The 20,711-nt window shown below is 71.4% G+C and carries 18 protein-coding genes and 3 pseudogenes; 10 read left to right on the forward strand and 11 right to left on the reverse strand.

From position 1 onward, the window contains the following. Positions 1–56 precede the first annotated feature (56 nt). Positions 57–487: pseudogene (locus AS594_RS45980) on the reverse strand (TIGR02452 family protein); the annotation flags it as partial. A gap of 117 nt (positions 488–604) precedes the next feature. Between AS594_RS45980 and AS594_RS04915 the strand changes: the two are divergent. After that, complete coding sequence (locus AS594_RS04915) at positions 605–2,275, forward strand: IS1182 family transposase (protein ID WP_079144794.1); 1,671 nt, start codon at positions 605–607, stop codon at positions 2,273–2,275. Between the two features lie 18 nt (positions 2,276–2,293). Here the strand turns inward: AS594_RS04915 and AS594_RS04920 are convergent. Together AS594_RS04920 and AS594_RS04925 are read right to left on the reverse strand one after the other, a co-directional pair. After that, positions 2,294–2,734, reverse strand: a pseudogene (locus AS594_RS04920) (RNA-guided endonuclease InsQ/TnpB family protein); the annotation flags it as partial. 81 nt (positions 2,735–2,815) lie between these two features. Further along, positions 2,816–3,229: pseudogene (locus AS594_RS04925) on the reverse strand (TIGR02452 family protein); the annotation flags it as partial. A 182-nt stretch (positions 3,230–3,411) separates the two neighbouring features. Here AS594_RS04925 and egtA point away from each other — a divergent pair. From egtA to AS594_RS04950, 5 genes are all read left to right on the forward strand, one after another. Beyond that, on the forward strand, positions 3,412–4,689 hold the full coding sequence (egtA, locus tag AS594_RS04930) for an ergothioneine biosynthesis glutamate--cysteine ligase EgtA (RefSeq protein ID WP_069930284.1): 1,278 nt from the start codon (positions 3,412–3,414) through the stop codon (positions 4,687–4,689). After that, on the forward strand, positions 4,686–6,059 hold the full coding sequence (egtB, locus tag AS594_RS04935; protein ID WP_069925836.1) for an ergothioneine biosynthesis protein EgtB: 1,374 nt from the start codon (positions 4,686–4,688) through the stop codon (positions 6,057–6,059). The genes egtA and egtB overlap by 4 nt, the downstream gene beginning before the upstream one ends. Continuing rightward, positions 6,059–6,814, forward strand: coding sequence for an ergothioneine biosynthesis protein EgtC (gene egtC, locus AS594_RS04940; protein WP_069925837.1), 756 nt, complete (start codon positions 6,059–6,061; stop codon positions 6,812–6,814). Before egtB ends, egtC begins: the two co-directional genes overlap by 1 nt. Further along, a complete protein-coding gene (gene egtD / locus AS594_RS04945; protein ID WP_069925838.1) occupies positions 6,811–7,776 on the forward strand; it encodes an L-histidine N(alpha)-methyltransferase in 966 nt (321 codons plus the stop codon). The genes egtC and egtD overlap by 4 nt, the downstream gene beginning before the upstream one ends. Before the next feature lie 214 nt (positions 7,777–7,990). Beyond that, positions 7,991–8,206 (forward strand): dodecin, encoded by a 216-nt coding sequence (locus tag AS594_RS04950; protein ID WP_069925839.1) that lies wholly within the window; start codon positions 7,991–7,993, stop codon positions 8,204–8,206. 19 nt (positions 8,207–8,225) lie between these two features. Here AS594_RS04950 and AS594_RS04955 read toward each other — a convergent pair whose 3' ends face one another. Then, positions 8,226–8,729 carry a phosphatase domain-containing protein gene (locus AS594_RS04955; RefSeq protein ID WP_069925840.1) on the reverse strand — a complete coding sequence of 168 codons (504 nt, stop codon included), beginning with the start codon at positions 8,727–8,729 and terminating at the stop codon, positions 8,226–8,228. A gap of 79 nt (positions 8,730–8,808) precedes the next feature. Here AS594_RS04955 and AS594_RS04960 point away from each other — a divergent pair, with 79 nt between their 5' ends. From AS594_RS04960 to uvrA, 4 genes are all read left to right on the forward strand, one after another. After that, positions 8,809–9,843: an MsnO8 family LLM class oxidoreductase gene (locus AS594_RS04960; protein WP_176742720.1), complete on the forward strand. Its 1,035-nt coding sequence runs from the start codon at positions 8,809–8,811 to the stop codon at positions 9,841–9,843. Between the two features lie 211 nt (positions 9,844–10,054). Next, complete coding sequence (locus AS594_RS45375) at positions 10,055–10,834, forward strand: IS1634 family transposase (protein ID WP_069934960.1); 780 nt, start codon at positions 10,055–10,057, stop codon at positions 10,832–10,834. Beyond that, a complete protein-coding gene (locus AS594_RS45985; protein ID WP_420877882.1) occupies positions 10,831–11,595 on the forward strand; it encodes an IS1634 family transposase in 765 nt (254 codons plus the stop codon). The genes AS594_RS45375 and AS594_RS45985 overlap by 4 nt, the downstream gene beginning before the upstream one ends. Before the next feature lie 73 nt (positions 11,596–11,668). Continuing rightward, positions 11,669–14,104, forward strand: a complete 2,436-nt coding sequence (gene uvrA, locus AS594_RS04975) for an excinuclease ABC subunit UvrA (RefSeq protein ID WP_069925843.1) — start codon at positions 11,669–11,671, stop codon at positions 14,102–14,104. Positions 14,105–14,112: 8 nt separating this feature from the next. Here the strand turns inward: uvrA and AS594_RS04980 are convergent, their stop codons facing one another. From AS594_RS04980 to AS594_RS05010, 7 genes are all read right to left on the reverse strand, one after another. After that, a complete protein-coding gene (locus tag AS594_RS04980) occupies positions 14,113–14,535 on the reverse strand; it encodes a hypothetical protein (RefSeq protein WP_240508936.1) in 423 nt (140 codons plus the stop codon). Then, complete coding sequence (locus AS594_RS04985; RefSeq protein ID WP_069925844.1) at positions 14,532–15,005, reverse strand: protease inhibitor I42 family protein; 474 nt, start codon at positions 15,003–15,005, stop codon at positions 14,532–14,534. The genes AS594_RS04980 and AS594_RS04985 overlap by 4 nt, the downstream gene beginning before the upstream one ends. Before the next feature lie 11 nt (positions 15,006–15,016). Further along, entirely contained in the window at positions 15,017–16,621 is a 1,605-nt protein-coding gene (locus tag AS594_RS04990) for a cysteine peptidase family C39 domain-containing protein (protein WP_069934961.1), read from the reverse strand. A 61-nt stretch (positions 16,622–16,682) separates the two neighbouring features. Next, positions 16,683–17,105 carry a type VII secretion target gene (locus AS594_RS04995; protein ID WP_069925846.1) on the reverse strand — a complete coding sequence of 141 codons (423 nt, stop codon included), beginning with the start codon at positions 17,103–17,105 and terminating at the stop codon, positions 16,683–16,685. A 156-nt stretch (positions 17,106–17,261) separates the two neighbouring features. Beyond that, entirely contained in the window at positions 17,262–18,011 is a 750-nt protein-coding gene (locus tag AS594_RS05000) for a succinate dehydrogenase/fumarate reductase iron-sulfur subunit (RefSeq protein WP_069925847.1), read from the reverse strand. Further along, positions 18,008–19,975, reverse strand: a complete 1,968-nt coding sequence (locus tag AS594_RS05005; RefSeq protein WP_069933464.1) for a fumarate reductase/succinate dehydrogenase flavoprotein subunit — start codon at positions 19,973–19,975, stop codon at positions 18,008–18,010. The genes AS594_RS05000 and AS594_RS05005 overlap by 4 nt, the downstream gene beginning before the upstream one ends. A gap of 1 nt (position 19,976) precedes the next feature. After that, entirely contained in the window at positions 19,977–20,681 is a 705-nt protein-coding gene (locus AS594_RS05010; RefSeq protein WP_069934962.1) for a succinate dehydrogenase, read from the reverse strand. Between the last annotated feature and the right edge of the window lie 30 nt (positions 20,682–20,711).

The following is a 20,711-nucleotide window of genomic DNA, read 5'->3' on the forward strand; positions in this document are numbered from 1 at the left end:
CCACCGAGTCCAGGGGTGCGCCGGGTCACGGCCGCGCGCTCCGCGTCCGGCTGGGACTACCGCTGCGCGGCGGGCCGTACCGGCGGGGCGAAGGCCGCGCGGAAGGCGCCCAGCACCGACTCTCCGCGCGTGCGGTCGAGGACGCCGAAGACCACTTCGTCGAAGTGGCCGGAGAACCGGCCCTCTCCCATGAGGTGCGTGTGAAACGCGCCCGCCACAGCGGCGGGCTCGTTCATGAAGACACCGCACCCCCAGGCCCCCAGCACCAGCCGCCGTACCCGAGGGCGGCGGCCGTCTCCAGGACCCGCCCGGCGCGGGTCGCGAGCGCCGCCGGGATGCGGTGCGCCTGTTCGGGCTCGCGGCTGCGGATCACGCCCGCGTTGGGCGCGGGCGAGGTCAGGAAGCCCACGGTGTACGGCGCTCCGAGCAGCGCGCCGCGGTCGTCGCGGAAGACGGGGACTCCCGGTGAGTGGATGACCCGGTCGGTTTGACATCCTCTCCGCCCTAAAGGACCCCGTTGCTGATCTCTCAAATCTCCCCTCGTACCCGGTGCGGAAGCGGGATGGTGGGGTGGAGGATCGAGTTCGTTGGCGGTGATGTTCAAGTGTCGTTGGAGTCGTGGGCGGGTGGAGAGATCCCGGAGTTGACCCGGCGGGTGGCGCGCAGGGCCTTCCCGAAGAGCTCGTTGGCGATACGGCTGCGCGACAGTCTGGGACAGATCTTCGATGACGCACTGTTCGCGGCCGCGTTCCCGGCTGATGGGCGGCCGGCAGCCTCGCCCGGCGCGCTGGCGATGGTGTCGGTGATGCAGTACGCCGAGAGGTTGTCCGACCGCCAGGCCGCCGAGGCCGTGCGGGCGCGGATCGACTGGAAATACCTGCTGGGCCTGGATCTCGACGACAGTGGGTTCGACCACTCGTTGCTGGCCCGGTTCCGGGCCCGGCTGGTCGCACACGGACTTGAAGAGCGCGTCCTGGAGGCGGTGTTGGAGGCCGCCGCGGGCCAGGGGCTGCTGCGCCGGGGCGGACGCCAGCGCACCGACTCCACCCGGGTGGTCGCCGACGTGCGCCTGCTGAACCGGATGGAGTTCGTCGCCGAGACCCTGCGTGCTGCCCTGGAGGCGCTCGCCGCTGCTGCACCGGACTGGCTGGAGCAGTCCCTGGCAGAACGGGAGACCGACTGGCTGGGCCGGTACGGAGAGCGCGTGGACTCCTGGCACGGGCTGCCCGACGGCCAGGACCGCGACAGCTGGCTGCGTCAGGTCGGCGAGGACGGATTCCACCTGCTCACGGCTACCTGGAGGCCCGATGCGCCCGACTGGCTGCGCCGCATCCCCGCCCTGCAGATCCTGCGCCAGGTGTGGGTGCAGCAGTACCACCGTGGTCCGGGCGGCGTGCACGTCCGTGAAGGCGAGGACCTGCCCCCTGCGCACCAGATGCTGGTAAGCCCCTATGACACCGAGGCGCGCTACGGCACCAAGAAGACCATCAGTTGGACGGGCTACTGGCTGCACCTGACCGAGACCTGCGACGACGAAACACCCCGGCTGATCACGGACGTTGCGACCGCTACCGCGGCCGACGGGGACAGCGAGGCCCTGCCCGGCATCCATACCCGCCTCGCCGAGCGGAAGCTGCTGCCCACCGAGCAGCTCGTCGACAGCGGCTACGTCACGGCCGGCACCCTGGTCAGCGCCCGTCAGGAACACGGCATCGACCTCGTCGGCCCTGCACGCCCTGTCGCCGGAGGCGACGGCCTCCAACGGTTCGGCCACGACCACTTCCAGATCGACGACGTTCGACGTGAGGCGATCTGTCCGGGTGGGCACACCAGCGTCTCCTGGGCTGCCACCCGCAGCAGTCGCCGCACACGCGTCCCCTTGGTCCAGATCCGTTTCGACGCGGCGACCTGCCGTGTCTGCCCGCTGCGCTCGCAGTGCACGACAGCGGGCAACGGCAAGTGGGGGCGGGCACTCACCCTGCGCGAGCCCGCCCAGAGAGCGGCCCTCCAGCAGCGCCGCCGCGAACAGGAAACCGACGCCTGGCGGGATCGCTACCGCCGACGCGCCGGAATCGAGGCCACCGTCTGCCAGATCATCCACCGCACCCGCGCACGCCGCAGCCGCTACCGGACCGCAGCCGCCACCCACCTCGGACACTGCCTTGCCGCCACGGCCGTCAACCTCATCCGGATCGATGCCTGGCAGCAAGGCCACCGCCCTGAGCGCACCCGCACCACCCACTTATGCCGCCTCCTCGCGCGCCCCTCGAAATGAAAGATCAGCAACGGGGTCCTAAAGGGCGGAGATTCCCGCCTGCCTGTCGGTGGTCACCGGCTGGGGCTTCGGGTGGGTTCCTGTTTCTTCGCGCTGTGCCGGGACGGGTCCCGGTCTTACCCGCGCTCCGCAGGCTGATACCGCCAGTCCGGCGGCCTTGGCGACGTTGACCGCCGCGTTGATGTCCCGGTCAAGGACAGCCCCGCAGGCTCCGCTTTCCCACACGCGTATGCCCAGGGGTTTGGGTCCGTCCTTGACACCGCATACGGAGCAGACCTGAGAGGTCGGCTCGAAACGTCCGACGCGGTGGAAACAACGGCCGAACTTCGCAGCCTTGTATTCCAGCATCATGACGAATGCCGACCATCCTGCGTCGTGTACGGACTTGGCCATGCGTGTACGGGCCAGTCCCTTGACCGCCAGGTCTTCCACTGCCACCGCTTGGTTGTCACAGATGATCTACTCTGGCGCTCCGCGCCTCCGGGGCAACGATGCGCTTCACCCCCACCCTGAAGGGTGAAGCACTGCGCAAGATCAGAGGTAGAACGGGCTGCGGTCCGCCCGGTGGTGGGCGTAGAACTCGGGGGCGCGCAGCAGGGTCGCGTACAGGGCCGACCCGCGGCACAGTGCTTCTTCCTGCGCCTGCGCGCCGTTGAGATAGCCACCGCCGGGGTTCCGGGCCGAGGCGAAGGTGAGCACGGCCACCGGGCCGGGCCCCGCGGCGGTCAGCCTCCGCGCGGCCTCGAGGCTGCTCTCGCCTGTGACCTCGAAGACCGTCGTACGGTCCGTGTCCGGCGTGACAGCGACCGGGGCGGGACCAAAGAGCCTGGTCCCGGCGAGGGCGGCGGCCACCTCCGCGCCGATCGGCACGCCACGGCCGTCGGGGGCCGTGTACCGGCCCGCCCGGACGATCTCTTCGGTCTCTTTCGCGATTCCGCGCAGTCGTGCACTCACAGGTGAGATCGTCGGTGACCGGCGGCCCCCGGCGCAACGGGGTTTCCGCGCTGCAAGGACACCCTTGTGCGATCCGGTCTCAGTGGCTTAGCTGGAGGGCGATGCCCGTCCCGGTCGCCGGGGCGGGCTCAGGCACGATCGCGACCGTCCACCGACCGACAGACGACAAGGAGGAACAGGCCATGCCCACAGGCGACTTCGTACAGGAAGGCGCTCCCGTCACCGAGGCCGGTGCGGAAGCATTACTGCGCGGCATCTGTTTCAAGACCGGTCCGCCGAGCACCGTCGGCGTCGAACTCGAATGGTTCGTCCACGAGCTGCACCTCCCCGAACTGCCCGTCGCACCCGCCCGCCTCGAAGCGGCCGTGACCGCTCTGCGGGCCCTGCCCCTGCTCTCGTCCCTCACCGTCGAGCCGGGGGGACAGCTCGAACTCAGTTCCCCTCCGGCCCCGTCCCTGACGGAGTGCATCGACTCCGTCTCCGCCGATCTGGACGCCGTCCGCGCCGTTCTGCGCTCCCGGGACCTCGGCCTCACCGGTATCGGCACCGACCCCTGGCACCCCCCGAAGCGCGTTCTGCGCGAGCCCCGCTACGACGCCATGGAGGCGTACCTCGACCGGACGGGTCCGGCCGGGCGGGCGATGATGTGCTCGTCGGCGTCCGTCCAGGTGTGTCTGGACGCCGGCCACGAGGAGCCCGGGCCGCTCGGCTACGGACGGCGCTGGCGGCTCGCCCACCTACTCGGGGCGGTCCTGTCGGCAGCGTTCGCCAACTCCCCGTTCCATCACCGGCGGCGGACCGGCTGGCGGTCCACCCGCCAGGCCCTGTGGACGGAGATCGAACCCGGCCGTTCCCTGGCCCCGCCGCTCGACGCGGAGCCGCGCGGCGCGTGGACGGACCGCGTGCTGGACGCTCCCGTGATGTGCGTCAGGGGAGACGCGGGCCGGCCCTGGGACGTACCGGCAGGGCTGTCGTTCCGTTCCTGGATGCGGACCGGGGCGCCCCGGCCGCCGACCCGCGCGGACCTCGACTACCACCTGACCACCCTCTTTCCACCGGTGCGGCCGCGCGGCCACCTCGAACTGCGCATGATCGACGCGCAGCCGGGCGAGAACGGCTGGATCGTTCCGCTCGCCGTCACCACCGCGCTCTTCGACGACCCGGCGGCCTCCGAGATCGCGTACCGGAGCGTCAAGCCGCTCGCCGAGACGGCGGGTTCGCTGCCCGCGCCGCGCAACCCCCTGTGGACCAATGCCGCACGGTACGGACTGGCCGACGCCGAGCTGCGGACGGCCGCCGAGACCTGCTTCGAGGTGGCGCTCGAAGCGCTGCCCCGCCTCGGCGCGTCCACCGCCGTGCAGTGCGCCGTCGCCGCGTTCACCGAGCGGTACGTCGTACACGGGCGATGCCCCGCCGACGATCTGCTCGACCCCGCTCACGGGAAGGACCTTCACACATGAGCGCCCCCACCGGGCCCGCCGGTCCCGCCACCGACCCGGAGTCGCTCCGCGCCCGCGCCGTCGACGCGCTGCTGAGGGCGCGTGAGCGAACCGCCGGGCTCACCGACTGCGTGGATGACGGTGAACTCGTCGCTCAGCACTCCCCGTTGATGTCACCACTGGTCTGGGACCTGGCGCACATCGGCAACCAGGAGGAGCTGTGGCTGCTGCGGGCGGTCGCCGGGCGGGACGCGATGCGCCCCGGGATCGACTCCCTGTACGACGCCTTCGAGCACCCGCGCTCCGAGCGCCCCTCGCTCCCGCTGCTCGCCCCCGCCGAGGCCCGCGGGTACGCCGCCGACGTACGTGGCCGGGCCCTCGACGTGCTGGACCGCAGCCCGCTGACCGGCACGCCACTGCTGGACGCGGCGTTCGCCTTCGGCATGGTGGCCCAGCACGAGCAGCAGCACGACGAGACCATGCTCATCACCCATCAGCTGCGGCGCGGGCCCGTCGTGCTCACCGCGCCCCCGCCGCCGCGTCCCGCGGCCGCGACGACGGTGGACCTGCCGCGCGAAGTCCTCGTCCCCGGCGGCCCGTTCACCATGGGTACCTCCACCGAACCGTGGGCGCTCGACAACGAGCGGCCCGCGCACCACCGCTTCGTCCCGGCGTTCCACATCGACACCGTGCCGGTGAGCAACGGCGCGTATCTGCGCTTCATGGAGGACGGCGGCTACACCGACGAACGCTGGTGGGCGCCGGAGGGGTGGGCGCAGATCCGCAAGCACGAGCTGAGTGCCCCGCTGTTCTGGCGCCGCGAGGGCGGCCAGTGGCTGCGCAGGCACTTCGGGGTCGTGGAGCCCGTACCGGAGGACGAGCCCGTCCTGCATGTGAGCTGGTACGAGGCGGACGCCTACGCACGGTGGGCCGGCCGGCGGCTGCCCACGGAGGCCGAGTGGGAGAAGGCGGCCCGGCACGACCCGGTGTCGGGCCGTTCGCTCCGCTACCCCTGGGGCGACGGCGACCCCACCCAGGAGCTGGCCAATCTCGGACAGCGGCATCTGCGGCCGGCTCCCGTGGGGGCGTACGCCGCCGGTGTGTCGCCCCTGGGCGTACGGCAGCTGATCGGCGACGTGTGGGAGTGGACGTCGAGCGACTTCCTGCCCTATCCGGGCTTCGCGGCCTTCCCGTACCGGGAGTACTCCGAGGTCTTCTTCGGCAGCGCGCACAAGGTGCTGCGCGGCGGTTCGTTCGCAGTCGACGCGGTGGCGTGCCGGGGCACGTTCCGCAACTGGGACCTGCCCGTACGCCGCCAGATCTTCGCGGGTTTCCGGACGGCGCGGGACGCACCGGACACCAGGGGCGTACCCGGCGCGGTGGTGTCCTGATGTGCCGTCACTTCGCCTGCCTGGGGCCCGCGGTGCCCTTGGGGGACCTGCTCGTGAAGCCCGCACACGGTCTGTACCGGCAGGCGTGGGCGCCGCGCCGCCAGCGGTACGGGACCGTCAACGCGGACGGTTTCGGCGTCGGCTGGTACGCCGAGGGCGACCCGGTGCCGGCCCGCTACCGGCGCACGGGGCCGATGTGGGCCGACGCCTCGTTCGCCGACCTGGCCCGGGTCGTCCGCTCCGGGGCGGTGCTCGCCGCGGTCCGCGACGCCACGGAGGCGGGCGCGGACGGCGAGGCGGCGGCGGCGCCGTTCGCCGCCGGACCGTGGCTGTTCAGCCACAACGGGGCGCTCAGGGGCTGGCCCCGGTCGGCCGCGGCGCTCGCCGGGGCACTGCCCGCCGCCGAACTGCTCGCGCTGGAGGCGCGGTGCGACTCGGCGCTGGTCTGGGCGCTCGTACTGCACCGGCTGCGCGACGGCGACGAACTGGGGCAGGCGCTGGCCGACACGGTCCTGGAGCTGGCCGAGGCCGCCCCGGGTTCGCGGCTGAACCTGCTCCTCACGGACGGCGAGACGGTCGCGGCGACGGCCTGGGGCGACACGCTCTGGTACTACGCCGAACCGGGCCGCCGCACGGTCGTGGCGTCCGAGCCGTACGACGACGATCCGCACTGGCGCGAGGTCCCGGACCACACCCTCCTCGCCGCCACCCGCACCGATGTCCTGCTGACACCGCTCAAGGAGCCCACTGCGTGAGCCCGTTCCTGCTGACCCGCACCCTGCCCGAGGACGCGACCGGCGCTGATCTGCGTGCCGACGTACTGCACGGGCTGACCCGCACGCCCAAGGTGCTGCCGCCGAAGTGGTTCTACGACGCCCGGGGCAGCGACCTGTTCGAGGAGATCACCCGGCTGCCGGAGTACTACCCCACGCGCGCGGAACGGGAGATCCTGATCGCCCGCGCGCCCGAGATCGCGGCCGCCACCCGGGCACGCACGCTGGTGGAGCTCGGCTCGGGCTCTTCGGAGAAGACCCGCCACCTGCTGGACGCGCTGGTCCCGGAGCTGGGCAGTTACGTGCCCGTCGACGTCAGCGAGAGCGCGCTGACGGCCGCCGCCTCGGCGCTCCTCGACGAGCGGCCGGAACTGTCCGTACACGCGCTGATCGCGGACTTCACGCGCGGTCTGGCGCTGCCCGGGACGCCGGGTCCGCGGCTGGTCGCCTTCCTGGGCGGCACGATCGGCAATCTGCTGCCGGACGAGCGGACGGTCTTCCTGAAGTCCGTACGGTCGCTGCTGGCACCGGGGGACGCGCTGCTGCTCGGCACGGACCTGGTGAAGGACGAGCGGACGCTGGTCGCGGCGTACGACGACGCGCAGGGTGTCACGGCGGCGTTCAACAAGAACGTCCTGGCGGTCATCGACCGGGAGCTGGGCGCGGACTTCGACCCCGACGACTTCGACCACGTCGCGGTGTGGGACCGCGGGCACGAGTGGATCGAGATGCGGCTGCGGGCGCGGACCGATGTGACGGTGAAGATCCGGGAGCTCGACCTCGCGGTGTCCTTCGAGGCGGGTGAGGAGATACGTACCGAGATCTCGGCGAAGTTCCGGCGGGACGGGGTACGCCGGGAACTCGCCGGGGCGGGCCTCGATCTGCGCGAGTGGTGGACCGACGAGGCGGAACGCTTCGCGCTGTCGCTGGCAGTGGCGGTGTAGGGGCCAGCGGTCCCCACCACGCTCCTCGAACGCCGGAGGGGCCGGACACCGCCCTCGGGCAGGTCCGGCCCCTCCGGCGTGTGCGGGCGAAGCCCCGCGGGGCCCACGCACGACGCCGGAAGCCGGACATGCGCCCCGGCGCCCGCTGGGGCACGGTGGTAGAAGCGCGCGCCGGGACGCCCCCGCGCCGCGAGGAGCAGAGAGGGAGCGCCGCATGTCCGACCACACGTACCGCGTCACCGAGATCGTCGGCACCTCGACAGAGGGCCTCGACCAGGCGATCCGCAATGGCATCGACCGCGCCTCGCAGACCCTGCGCGGCCTCGACTGGTTCGAGATGACACAGGTGCGCGGCCACATCGTCGACGGCCGGATCGAGCACTACCAGGTGGGTCTCAAGGTCGGCTTCCGCCTCGAGGACACCGCGTGAGGCGGTAGGCCGGCACGCCTCAGGTACGGCCCTCGCGCTCCTGCGCGTCCCTGAGCGCCGCCGACGCGGCGGCCCAGCGGGCGCGCACGACCGTGAAGCCCGCCTGTTCGGCCGCGGCGCACACCAGCTCGTCGTCGTCCACGAGCATGCGGACCTCACGGCCGCGCGCCGCCAGCCGTTTCAGGATCTCCAGCTTGGTATGCCGGGCGGGCCGCCGGTCGTGGTCGCGGCGCATCCAGATCCGCCCCTCGGGAAGACCCTGCGCGGCGAGCCAGTCCACGGTGTCGCGCCGGCACCGCTCGGGGCGGCCGGTGAGGTAGACGATCTCGCACTCCTCCTCGCTCTCCCGGACCATCCGCAGTCCCTCGGGCATCGGCGGGTCGTGGGGCGCCGCGGCGAAGAACCCGTCCCAGTCCCGCGGGGTGCGCTCCAGGAAGCGCTGTCGGTGCGCCGTGTCCGCGAGGGTTCCGTCGAGGTCGAAAACGGCCAGTGGCCTGCTGCTGTGCGTCGTACCGGAGGTCATTCCGGCACCTTAGGACGTGTCCGGCCCACGCGCGGGCGCGGGCGGGGAATCCTCGCGCGGGTGAGGCGTTGAAGGGGGTGTGAGCTCAGTGATCGCGCAGACCCGGTTCTCCGTACTCGACCGTTCCCGTACGCGCGAGGCGCACGACGCCCCGCAGGCGCTGCGGGACACCGTGGACCTCGCACGGCGGGCCGAGGCGCTCGGATATCACCGCTTCTGGGTGTCGGAGCACCACAGCGTGCCCGGTGTCGCCGGTTCCGCGCCGACCGTGCTCGCCGCCGCCGTGGCCGCCGCCACGTCGAGGATCCGGGTGGGCACCGGCGGTGTGATGCTGCCGAACCATCAGCCCCTGGTCGTGGCCGAGCAGTTCGGCGTACTGGAGTCGCTGTTCCCCGGACGCGTCGACATGGGGCTCGGCCGCTCCGTCGGCTTCACCGACGGGATTCGCCGCGCGCTGGGCCACGACAAGAAGGACGCCGGGGACTTCGCCACGCGCCTCGGTGAGCTGCTGGGTTACTTCACCGGCGACCAGAGCGCGCATCCGCAGGTCCACGCCCACCCCGCCGAGGGGCTGCGCGTCCCCGCGTTCGTACTGGCCACGGGCGCCGGGGCGCAGGTCGCCGCGGCGGCCGGGCTGCCGCTGGTGATCGCGGCGGCGCGCGGCGAGGAGGAGATGCTGCGGGCGGTCGACGGCTACCGGGAGGAGTTCCGGCCGTCCGTATGGGGCGAGCGGCCGTACGTCGTACTGTCGGGCACGGTGGCCGTCGCGGGTACGACGGAGGAGGCCCGGCGGCTCCTGGTGCCGGAGGCGTGGGCGTCGGCGTACTCCCGCACGCACGGATCGTTCCCGCCGCTCGCCCCCGTCGACGAGATCCTGGCCCGACCGATGAGCGACCGTGAGCGGGGCCTCTTCGACGAGTCCCGGCGGGGGCACATCCACGGCACGGAGGACGAGGTCGCCGACGCCCTGGAGAAGGTGCTCGGCCGCAGCGGCGCCGACGAGTACCTGGTAGCGACGAGTACGTACGATCGGGGGGCACTGCTGGAGTCCTACCGGCGGCTGGCCCGCCTGGTGGGCCTCGGGGGCACGGACGCCGGAGCGGACGCCGTCTAGTCCCGTACTTCGCGGGTCGTTGATTCGTATGGTGTGACCGGTCCGGGAGTGTCCCGGGCCGGTCGCATGGCGTTGGTCCGGATGTGTCGATGACTTCCCGGTCCCCGCGGCCACGATCTGAGCGTCAGCGCCTTGAAGTGGTGGTGACGTCCGTGGTGGAAAAGCGTCTGGGCGCTCGCCTGTCGCTGCCGAGTTTCTGCGCCGGCTGGACGTGGCCGGGATCGTCGACGAGGTGTGTCCAGGCGGCGCGAGCGCGCATCTGACGCACGGGCAGGTCATCGAGGCGCTGGTGGCCAACCGGCTGACCTCGCCCGCACCGCTGGTGCGCGTCGGGGACTGGGCCCGCACCTGGGCGGTGGAGGAGGTCTTCGGCATCACACCAGACCTCCTCAACGACGATCGCCTGGCCCGTGCGCTGGACGCGATCGCCCCGAAGCTGGAAGTCGTCGCCGGCACCGTCGGCGCGCGGGCGATCACCGAGTTCGGGATCGACGTCTCGCGGCTGCACTGGGACATGACCAGCATGTCCGTCCACGGCGCCTTCCCCGCCCAGGACCAGGACGAGCAGTACCCGCTGATCGCCTGCAACGGGCATCCCAAGGACCGGCGGCTGGACCTGAAGCAGATCCAGACCGGGCTCGCGGTGACGGCCGACGGCGGGATCCCCGTGCACTCCCGGGTCTTCGACGGCGCCGCCGCCGAGGTCCGTCAGGTCGTCGGCGCGATGAACGACCTCAAAGCGATGGCCGGCACCCGCGAGTTCTTGATGGTCGCCGACTCCAAGCTGGTGTCCTACTCCAACATCACCGCCCTGCTTGAGGCCGGGGTGGAGTTCGTCGCGCCCGTCCCAGCCGCGCAGATCAAGGACGAGGTCTACGCGGTCCTGGATCCTCAGCGGGGCGAGCCCGTCGACCGGGTGCCTGACGGGACGAGAGGAAACCCGAGGCGGAACGGGAGACCTACCGGGTCCTGGAGGACACCCACACGCTGACCGGCCGCCGCAAAAGCGATCCGCCGCTGACCGTGCGCCGGATCCTGGTCCACTCCACCGCCGTCGCGGCCGGCCAGCAGGCTGCCCGGGCCAAACGACTGGCCAAAGCCGCCGAAGACCTCGACAGGCTCACCGCCGCGGCGGGCGGACGGCACTACAAGACCAGAGAGAAGATCGTTGCCCGGATCGGCGTCATCGCGACCAAGCGCCGCGTCACCTCCTGCCTGCGCTGGCACATCACCACCGACGAGCACGGCACCCCCAGCCTCACCTGGCACTTCGACCAGGACGTACTGGGAGCCGAAACAGCCGTCGACGGCTGGTGGGCGCTGATCACCAGCGTCCCGGCCGAGAAAGCCGGCCCGGCCCACGTCCTGATCCATTACAAGGGCCAGGGCACCGTCGAACGGCGTTACCACGACTTCAAGGGCCCCCTCGCGGTGGCACCGGTCTTCGTGCAGCACAACCGGCGCGTCGCCGCGCTGATCCAGGTCATCTGCCTGGCCCTGCTCGTCTTCTGCCTGATTGAGCGGCAGGTTAGACGCGCGCTCGGCCCCGACGAGACCATGCCCGGCCTCTACCCGGACAACCGCCGCGTCCGCCCCACCGGCCGGATGATCCTCTACCAGCTCGGCGAACTCACCCTGCGGATCGGCAACGTCACCGACCCGCCAACCGTCCAGATCAACCGCGGCGTCCAACTCCACCTCCTCGACCTACTCGACACCGACATCACGCAAACCCGCTGGCCACAGACCTGAAACGGTCACCCGCGAAGTACGGGTCTAGTATCGAACCGTTTGTCGCAACAGTCCCGCGTACGGAGTCCCGCCGATGCCCAGTGCCCACGACCCGTACGCCCCCCACGACCCGTATGCCGCCCATGACCCTTACGTCCGTGTGCGCGGCGCCGACGAGCACAACCTGCGGCACGTCGACGTCGACATTCCGCGCGACGCGCTCGTCGTCTTCACCGGCGTCTCGGGCTCCGGAAAGTCCTCCCTGGCGTTCGGCACCATCTACGCCGAGGCCCAGCGCCGCTACTTCGAGTCCGTCGCGCCGTACGCACGCCGTCTGATCCACCAGGTGGGCGCGCCCAAGGTCGGCGAGATCAGCGGCCTGCCGCCCGCCGTGTCGCTGGAGCAGCGCAGGTCCGCGCCGGGTTCACGGTCCTCGGTCGGGACGGTCACCACCCTCTCCAACTCCCTGCGCATGCTGTTCTCCCGCGCGGGAACGTATCCGCCCGGTGCCGCTCGCCTCGACTCGGACGCGTTCTCGCCGAACACGGCGGCGGGCGCCTGCCCCGAATGCCACGGCCTCGGCCGGATCCACCGCACCAGCGAGGAACTGCTCGTACCCGACCCGTCGCTCTCCGTCCGCGAGGGTGCGATCGAGGCGTGGCCGGGTGCCTGGCAGGGCAAGAACCTGCGCGACGTGCTGGACGCGCTCAGGTACGACGTGGACCGGCCCTGGCGCGAGCTGGAACAACGGGACCGCGACTGGATCCTGTTCACCGACGAGCAGCCGGTCGTCACGGTGCACCCGGTGCGCGACGCGGGGCGTATCCAACGCCCTTACCAGGGCACGTACATGAGCGCCCGCCGCTACGTCATGCACACCTTCGCGGACTCCAAGAGCCAGACCCTGCGGGCGCGCGCCGAGCGCTTCCTGACCGCCGCGCCGTGCCCAGTGTGCGGCGGGAGCAGGCTGCGTCCCGAGGCGCTGGCGGTGACGTTCGGCGGCCGCACGATCGCCGAGCTGGCGGGGCTGCCCCTGTCGGCGCTCGCGCGCGCACTGGACCCGGCGGCCGACGGGAGCGAAACGGCGCGCGTCCTGACGGGTGACCTGCGGGCGAGGATCGCGGTCGTCACGGAGCTGGGGCTGGGCTATCTGAGTCTCGACCGTACGACGCCGACACTCTCCTCCGGCGAGCTCCAGCGCCTGCGGCTGGCGACGCAGCTGCGTTCGGGCCTCTTCGGTGTCGTGTACGTCCTGGACGAGCCGTCGGCGGGGCTGCACCCGGCCGACACCGAGGCCCTGCTGGTCGTGCTCGGCCGGCTGAAGGCCGCGGGCAACTCGGTCTTCGTCGTGGAGCACCATCTGGACGTGGTGCGCAGCGCGGACTGGCTCGTCGACGTCGGTCCGCTCGCGGGCGAGCACGGCGGCCGGGTGCTGCACAGCGGGCCGCCGGCAGCTCTGGCGGAGGTGGCCGAATCGGCGACCCGCCGCTTCCTCTTCGACCGTGAACCCGCTCCCCCGCGCGAGGTCCGCGAGCCGTCGGGTCTGCTGCGGCTGAACGGCGTGGAGCGGCACAACGTGCGCGGTGTGGACGCCGCGTTCCCTCTCGGGGTGTTCACGGCCGTGACCGGAGTGTCGGGTTCCGGCAAGTCGACGCTCGTCGGGCAGGTGCTGGCGGGGGTCCTGGCGGACGGGGCCACCGGCGGCACAACGGGCTGCGCCTCGGCCGAGGGACTGGAAGCCGTGGACCGGCTGGTGCAGGTCGACCAGCGCCCGATCGGCCGTACGCCGCGCTCCAATCTGGCGACGTACACCGGCCTCTTCGACGTCGTGCGCAAGCTCTTCACGGCCACCGAGGACGCCCGTGCGCGCGGGTACAAGGCGGGCCGGTTCTCGTTCAATGTGGCCGGCGGGCGGTGCGAGACCTGCCAGGGCGAGGGGTTCGTGTCGGTGGAGCTGCTCTTCCTGCCGAGTACGTACGCGCCGTGCCCGGACTGCCGCGGCGCGCGCTACAACCCCGGGACGCTGGAGGTCACGTACCGGGGCCGCAGCATCGCCGAGGTGCTCGACCTCACCGTCGAGGCGGCGGCCGGGTTCTTCGCGGGTACGCCGGCGGCCGAGCGCTCGCTCCGGGCCCTGCTGGACGTGGGGCTCGGCTATCTGCGCCTGGGGCAGCCCGCGACGGAGCTCTCCGGCGGCGAGGCGCAGCGCGTCAAGCTCGCGAGCGAGCTCCAGCGCACCCGCCGCGGGCACACCGTGTACGTACTGGACGAGCCGACGACCGGGCTGCACCCCGCCGATGTGGAGGTGCTGATGCGCCAGTTGCACGGGCTGGTGGACCAGGGCCACACGGTGGTGGTGGTCGAGCACGACATGGCCGTGGTGGCGGCCGCCGACTGGGTGATCGACCTGGGCCCCGGCGGCGGCGACGAGGGCGGCAGGATCGTCGCGGCGGGTCCGCCCGCCGAGGTCGCGCGGGCGGCAAACAGCCGCACGGCGCCGTACCTGGCCCGGGAGCTCCGGCCGTCCTGAAACGCCGGTCAGCGGCCGCGGGCGCGGCTGGTGCGGCGCAGTCCGATCAGCTCGGCCACGGACTCCAGCCAGCGGGCGGTCGTCTCGTCGCCGACGACCGGGCGGGCGACGGTCCCGGCCGCCTCCAGCCAGGGGCGGAGGGTGTCCGTGGCGGCCGGGTCCGGGAGCAGTTCGGGGAGCCGGGCCGCGTAACGCACCCCGCCGCTGCGCACCACCTCGGCGAGGAACGCGACCGATCGCGGCAGGACGCCGAGCCGGTCCAGGACGACCGCCGCTCCGACGGCGCCGTCGCCGAAGAGGGCGGTGCGGTGCGGGCCTTCGGCGGGGACGCCGTAGCGCAGCATCCTGGCGGTGTCGAGGCGGGCGCAGTCGTCGTCGGTCTTGGTGGGGCGGGGCGGGTTGGAGTCCATGGGTCCCTCGGATCCGGTCATCGGACGGTGACCGTGTAGATGAAGTACTCGTGGTCGTGCTCGCCGGGCGATCCGCTCGCGACGGGGAACGGCGACTCCGACGGTGAGGGAGACGGCGCGGGGTCGCCGAACTCGGCTTTGCAACTGCCGAGCCGGCAGTACAGCAGCTTGATCTCGGTGGTGCCCGGCTCGACCGCCCGGAAGGTGAGGGACTGGGTTCCGCCGCCTCCGCCGGTGTTCCCGCCGTCGTCCTCCCAGTCCTCGTCCTGGCCCTGGAGCCGGACGACGTCACGGTCGGGACGTGGGTCGGCCAGGTACCAGTTCTCGCCCATGGAGGGACTGGCCGGCAGGGACAGCGTGAACTCGTCGCCCGCGTCCACCTCGACCGACCTCTCGTCGACCTCGTAGGTCTCGGGACCGAAGAGGCCGCAGCCGGCCAGGGCCAGGGCGGACAGTGGCAGGGCGAGGGCGGCTGCCAGTCGGTTGCGCATGACGGAGTTCCTCACTCGGCCGGAAGGTGGACGCCGGAGGCGTTGGGCAGGCGGTTGTCGGACGCCTTCTGCATGTTCCCGTTGATGAAGTCGTCCTCGCTGATCCAGGTGGTGGTGCCCCAGGGGTTGTAGACCTGAAGTATGTTGCCCTCCTGACCGACGATCATCATCGAGTGGCCGACGTAGTCACCGTTCTTGTCCTTCCCCTCGACGGTAATGGGCACGGGCTTGCCCTCCGCGACCGATTTCTCGACGTCGGTCAGGACCTCACGCCGGGCGTCGGCGCTCGCCGTCTCCTGGTACGTGTACTCGCTGCCTGTGTGCGGGCTCATCTCATTGTTGGTGATGGTGGTCTTGCCCTCTTCGTCCATGCCTGCCGGCGTGCTGCCGAAGGGGAAGTCGTACTCGTTGGCACCGTCACCGTCCTCGTGCAGCCGCATCTGCTCGTCGTGCAGCCGTTCACGGAAGGCGGCGGGGTCGTCCTCCTGTCCCGAGGGACCTCCGGTGAGTTCGAGGGCGTACAGAGGATCGACCACGGCACGGCCGGTGACCACGGTCGATGGCACACAGGTGGGGGCGTCCTGGGACCACTTCTCCCCCTTGAACGCGTGCTGGTCCGTGTTCTTGTTCGAACCGTCGGGGTTGAGGCCCTCGTTGTCCATGCTGTCCCCCGCCGTCGTCACCGGCGTCAGGTGCCGTTGCAGCCAGGCCGGGTCCTTGCCGTGGATCTTGTCGCGGAACTCGGAGACCGCGTTCATGTCGTGTCCGGCGGCCAGGGCCTTCACCAGGTAGGCGCGCTCCTGGGGACTCTTGGATTCGGCGAGCATCCGCTCGAACTTCGCCTGGTCCTGGGCGTTCATGCGCTCCATGGCCTTGCCCGAGCGCTCCAGGTCGTTGGCGGTGAGCAGCTCGTTGGTCTCGGGGTCTTTGCCCGCCACCCCGATGTCCGCCAGAACGAGACGGTCGGCGGCGGAGATGTTGTCGGTCTTCATCCTGCCGGCGCGGGCCTCGGCCGCGAACTTGTTGAGGTCGCGGGCGGCCTCGCGGGCCGCGTCGTCGGCCTTCTCCGCCGCCGCGTGCATGGTCTTCGCACCGGCGGAGGCGATGTTGCGGGCGCGCAGCCGCTCTGCCTCCTCCGCGTCCTTCTCGACCATGTCGTCGAAGAAGCCGTCCTCGCCGCCGAGCATGCCGAGCGCTTCGCGCAGCTGCTCGCGGCCGCCCTTGTCCTCGGACTGCGCGGTGGTCAGTGCGTCGGAGAGGAGGATCAGCGCCCTTCGCGCGCCGCGGATCGCCTCGTCCATCTGCGCGGCCGCTCGCGCCGCCGCCGAGACCACCTCCTGGGCCCTGGCGCCGGTGCTGCCCACCCAGGCGTCGGGCAGGCCCGTGAGGGCGACCTGCTCCACGCGGTCCTGGACGTCCCTCGCCTCGTCGGCCTGCTTGGCGTACCGCTTGGCGATGTCGTCGAGGGTGCTCGGGGAGCCGACGGGCGCGGAGACGTTCAGGGCGTCGCGGATGGCCTCGATGAGGGTGTTCTTGTCGTCGGCACCGGCGATGGACCGCTGGTGTCCGGCGAGCTTCTCCCGGCGGTCGGTGGTGGATTCGCCTGCGGCGGGCATGGCTTCGCGGCCTCCGGTATTCGGTTCGGAGCAGTCAACGGGGGGAGGGAGGAGGCAGTGCTCAGCCGAAGTCGGCGAGGCCGACCGGGGGCGAACCGGGGGCGGGCATGGTGCGTACGCCGGGCGCGGCACCGGCGGGTGCCGGGGCCGGCATGGTCGTCAGTCCGCCGCCGCTCGCCTGGAGGTCGTTCATGCTCTGCACGTCGGCGCCCTGGTAGTTCGCCTTTGAGATGCGGACCTTGTCGGCCAGCTCGTGCAGGGCGCTCTCCAGCACCTTGGCCTCGGCCTGCCACGCTGCGGAGAAGTTGTTGAACGCCGGGCCGGAGTCCGAGCCGCCCAGGGCGTCCGGTGTGTAGCAGAGCTGCTCCTGGAGAGCGGCGCCGATGTCACCGGCGTCGTCGCCCGCCCGGTCGAGCTTGTCCGCCTCGGCGTCCATCCCGCTCTTCTGGACGCGGTAGCCACCCTGTTGCGCCTGCTCGGCCATCTTCCCCCGCTTGCCAGCCGTTCTGATCTTGCGGGGGAAGATTAACAGCCGAGGGTGACATGCCCACAACCACCAGACCGCACCCGCCGGAACGGTCACGGGTCACGGGTCACCGTTACCGGTCAGCGGTTCCGCTCAGCGGTCAGCGGTCAGCGGTCAGCGCCGCGGCGCCTTTCTCGTCGCCCGCAGCCACTCCTTGTTCATCGCGGCGATGGACGGCAGCGGAATGCCCTTCGGGCAGGCGGTGGCACACTCGCCGGTCAGGGTGCAGCCGCCGAAGCCCTCGTCGTCCATGGCGGAGACCATGTCGAGGACCCGGGTCTCGCGCTCGGGCGCACCCTGCGGGAGCACGTTGAGGTGGTTGACCTTCGCGGAGGTGAAGAGCATCGCCGAACCGTTCGGGCAGGCCGCGACGCACGCGCCGCAGCCGATGCACTCGGCGTGCTCGAACGCGAAGTCGGCGTCGGCCTTCGGCACGGGCGTGGCGTGCGCCTCCGGGGCGGCGCCGGTCGGCACGCTGATGTAGCCGCCCGCGCCGATGATCCGGTCGAACGCCGACCGGTCCACCACCAGGTCCTTGACCACCGGGAAGGCGCCCGCCCGCCACGGCTCGACGTCGACCGTGTCGCCGTCCTTGAAGTGCCGCATGTGCAACTGGCAGGTGGTGGTGCGCTCCGGCCCGTGCGCGTCGCCGTTGATGACGACGCCGCACGCGCCGCAGATGCCCTCGCGGCAGTCGTGGTCGAAGGCCACCGGCTCGTCGCCACTGAGGATCAGCTTCTCGTTGAGCGTGTCGAGCATTTCCAGGAACGACATGTCCTCGGAGATGTCGTCGATGTCGTACGTGACCATGGCGCCGGGGGTGTCGGCGTTGCGCTGGCGCCAGACGCGCAGGGTGAGCCTCATGCGTAACTCCGCTGGGTGGGGTGGACGTAGGCGAATTCGAGGGCTTCCTTGTGCAGTACGGGAGCCCGGCCCGTACCGGCGAACTCCCAGGCGGCGGCGTACGAGAACTCCTCGTCCCTGCGCTCGGCCTCGCCGCCCGCGGTCTGGCTCTCCTCGCGGAAGTGACCGCCGCAGGACTCGGTGCGGTGCAGGGCGTCGAGGCAGAGCAGTTCGGCCAGCTCCAGGTAGTCGACGACGCGGTTGGCCTTCTCCAGCGACTGGTTGAGCTCCTCCCCCGTGCCCGGCACCTTGATCCTCCGCCAGAACTCCTCGCGGATCTCCGGGATGCGGCCGAGCGCCTTGCGCAGGCCCTCGTCCGTGCGGGCCATCCCGCAGTACTCCCAGAGGAGTTCGCCGATCTCCTTGTGGAAGGAGTCGGGCGTGCGGTCGCCGTCGACGGCCAGCAGCCGCTCCAGGCGGTCGTTGGTCTCCGCGACGGTGCGCACGGCCTCCGGGTGGCTCGCGTCCACGTCGTCGTGGTGGGGGTTGCGGGCCAGGTAGTCGTTGATGGTGGACGGCAGGACGAAGTAGCCGTCGGCCAGGCCCTGCATCAGGGCGGAGGCGCCGAGGCGGTTCGCGCCGTGGTCGGAGAAGTTGGCCTCACCGATGGCGAAGAGGCCGGGGACGGTGGTCTGGAGGTCGTAGTCGACCCACAGGCCGCCCATCGTGTAGTGGATCGCCGGGTAGATGCGCATGGGCACCTCGTACGGGTTCTCCGCCGTGATCCGCTCGTACATCTCGAAGAGGTTGCCGTACTTCTCCTCGACGGCCTTGCGGCCCAGGCGCCGGATCGCGTCGGCGAAGTCCAGGTAGACGCCCTGGCCGCCGGGTCCGACGCCGCGCCCCTCGTCGCAGACGTTCTTCGCGGCGCGCGAGGCGATGTCGCGCGGCACGAGGTTGCCGAACGACGGGTAGATCCGCTCCAGGTAGTAGTCGCGCTCGTCCTCGGGGATGTCGGCCGGCGGGCGGGTGTCGCCCTGTGCCTTGGGGACCCAGATGCGGCCGTCGTTGCGCAGCGACTCGCTCATCAGGGTGAGCTTGGACTGGTGGTCGCCGGAGCGCGGGATGCAGGTGGGGTGGATCTGGGTGAAGCACGGGTTGGCGAAGTACGCGCCGCGCCGGTGGGCGCGCCAGATCGCCGTCGCGTTGGAGTTCTTGGCGTTGGTGGAGAGGTAGAAGACGTTGCCGTAGCCGCCGCTGGCGAGGACCACGGCGTCCGCGAAGTAGGTGTCGACGCGGCCGGTGATCAGGTCGCGGGCGACGATGCCGCGGGCCCGCCCGTCGACGACGATCAGGTCGAGCATCTCGGTGCGCGCGTGCATCTCGACGTTGCCGGCCGCGATCTGCCGCGACAGCGCCTGGTAGGCACCGAGCAGCAGTTGCTGTCCGGTCTGGCCCCGGGCGTAGAAGGTGCGCGAGACCTGTACGCCGCCGAAGGAACGGGTGTCGAGCAGGCCGCCGTACTCGCGGGCGAAGGGCACGCCCTGCGCCACGCACTGGTCGATGATCTCGACGGAGATCTGCGCGAGGCGGTGGACGTTGGACTCCCGTGCGCGGAAGTCGCCGCCCTTGACCGTGTCGTAGAAGAGGCGGTGGACGGAGTCGCCGTCGTTGCGGTAGTTCTTCGCGGCGTTGATGCCGCCCTGCGCGGCGATGGAGTGGGCGCGGCGCGGTGAGTCCTGGTAGCAGAACTGGACGACGTGGTAGCCCTGTTCGGCGAGCGTGGCGCCCGCCGCGCCGCCGGCCAGGCCCGTGCCGACGACGATGACGGTGTGCTTGCGGCGGTTGGCCGGGTTGACCAGCTTCGCCTCGAAGCGGCGGGTGTCCCAGCGCTCGGCGACGGGCCCGGTGGGCGCCTTGGTGTCGACGACCGGCGCGCCGGTCGCGTAGTCGGTGTAGTCCGTGCAACCCGTGTTCTCACTCATGTCAGCCCACCACTCCAGTCATGACGGCGACCGGTACGGAGACGAATCCGGCGGTCAGCACCAGCGCGAGGCCGTTGGCCACGGTCTTGAGGATCCGGTCGCGCCGGGCGTTCCCCACGCCCAGCGTCTGCGCGGCGCTCCAGAAGCCGTGCCGCACGTGCAGCCCGACGGCGAGCATCGCCACCAGGTAGATGACGTTCCCGTACCAGGTGCTGAAGGTCGCGACGACGTTCTCGTACGGGCGTCCGTGCTGCGCGTTCTCGTTCACCGTGAGCGTCGTCAGGTCCAGCAGGTGCCACACGATGAACAGGGCGAGGATGATCCCGCCCCACCGCATCGTGCGCGTCGCGTAGCTCGCCCGCCGCCGCCTGTGCACGTACTTGCTCGGCCGGGCGGCGATGTCCCGCCTGCTGAGCTGGTACGCCGCGACGCCGTGCAGCACCACCGCCGCGAGCAGCACCACGCGCACGACCCACAGCGCCCACTCGTAGTGCAGCAGGGGCTCGCCCATGGTCCGCAGCCAGTGCGCGTACGCGTTGAACTCGCCGGAGCCGAAGAAGATCTTGAGATTGCCGAGCATGTGGGCGACCAGGTACATGAGCATGATCAGGCCGCTCACGGCCATCACCGTCTTCTTGCCGACGGTCGATCCCCAGAACGAGCGAGTGAGGGACGGTCGCCGGTCCGTCCGCGTAGCCAGTGCCATGGCACCGACGCTAGGGCCGGAGTACCCGAG

It is taken from the genome of Streptomyces agglomeratus (genome assembly GCF_001746415.1).
Taxonomy (GTDB): domain Bacteria; phylum Actinomycetota; class Actinomycetes; order Streptomycetales; family Streptomycetaceae; genus Streptomyces; species Streptomyces agglomeratus.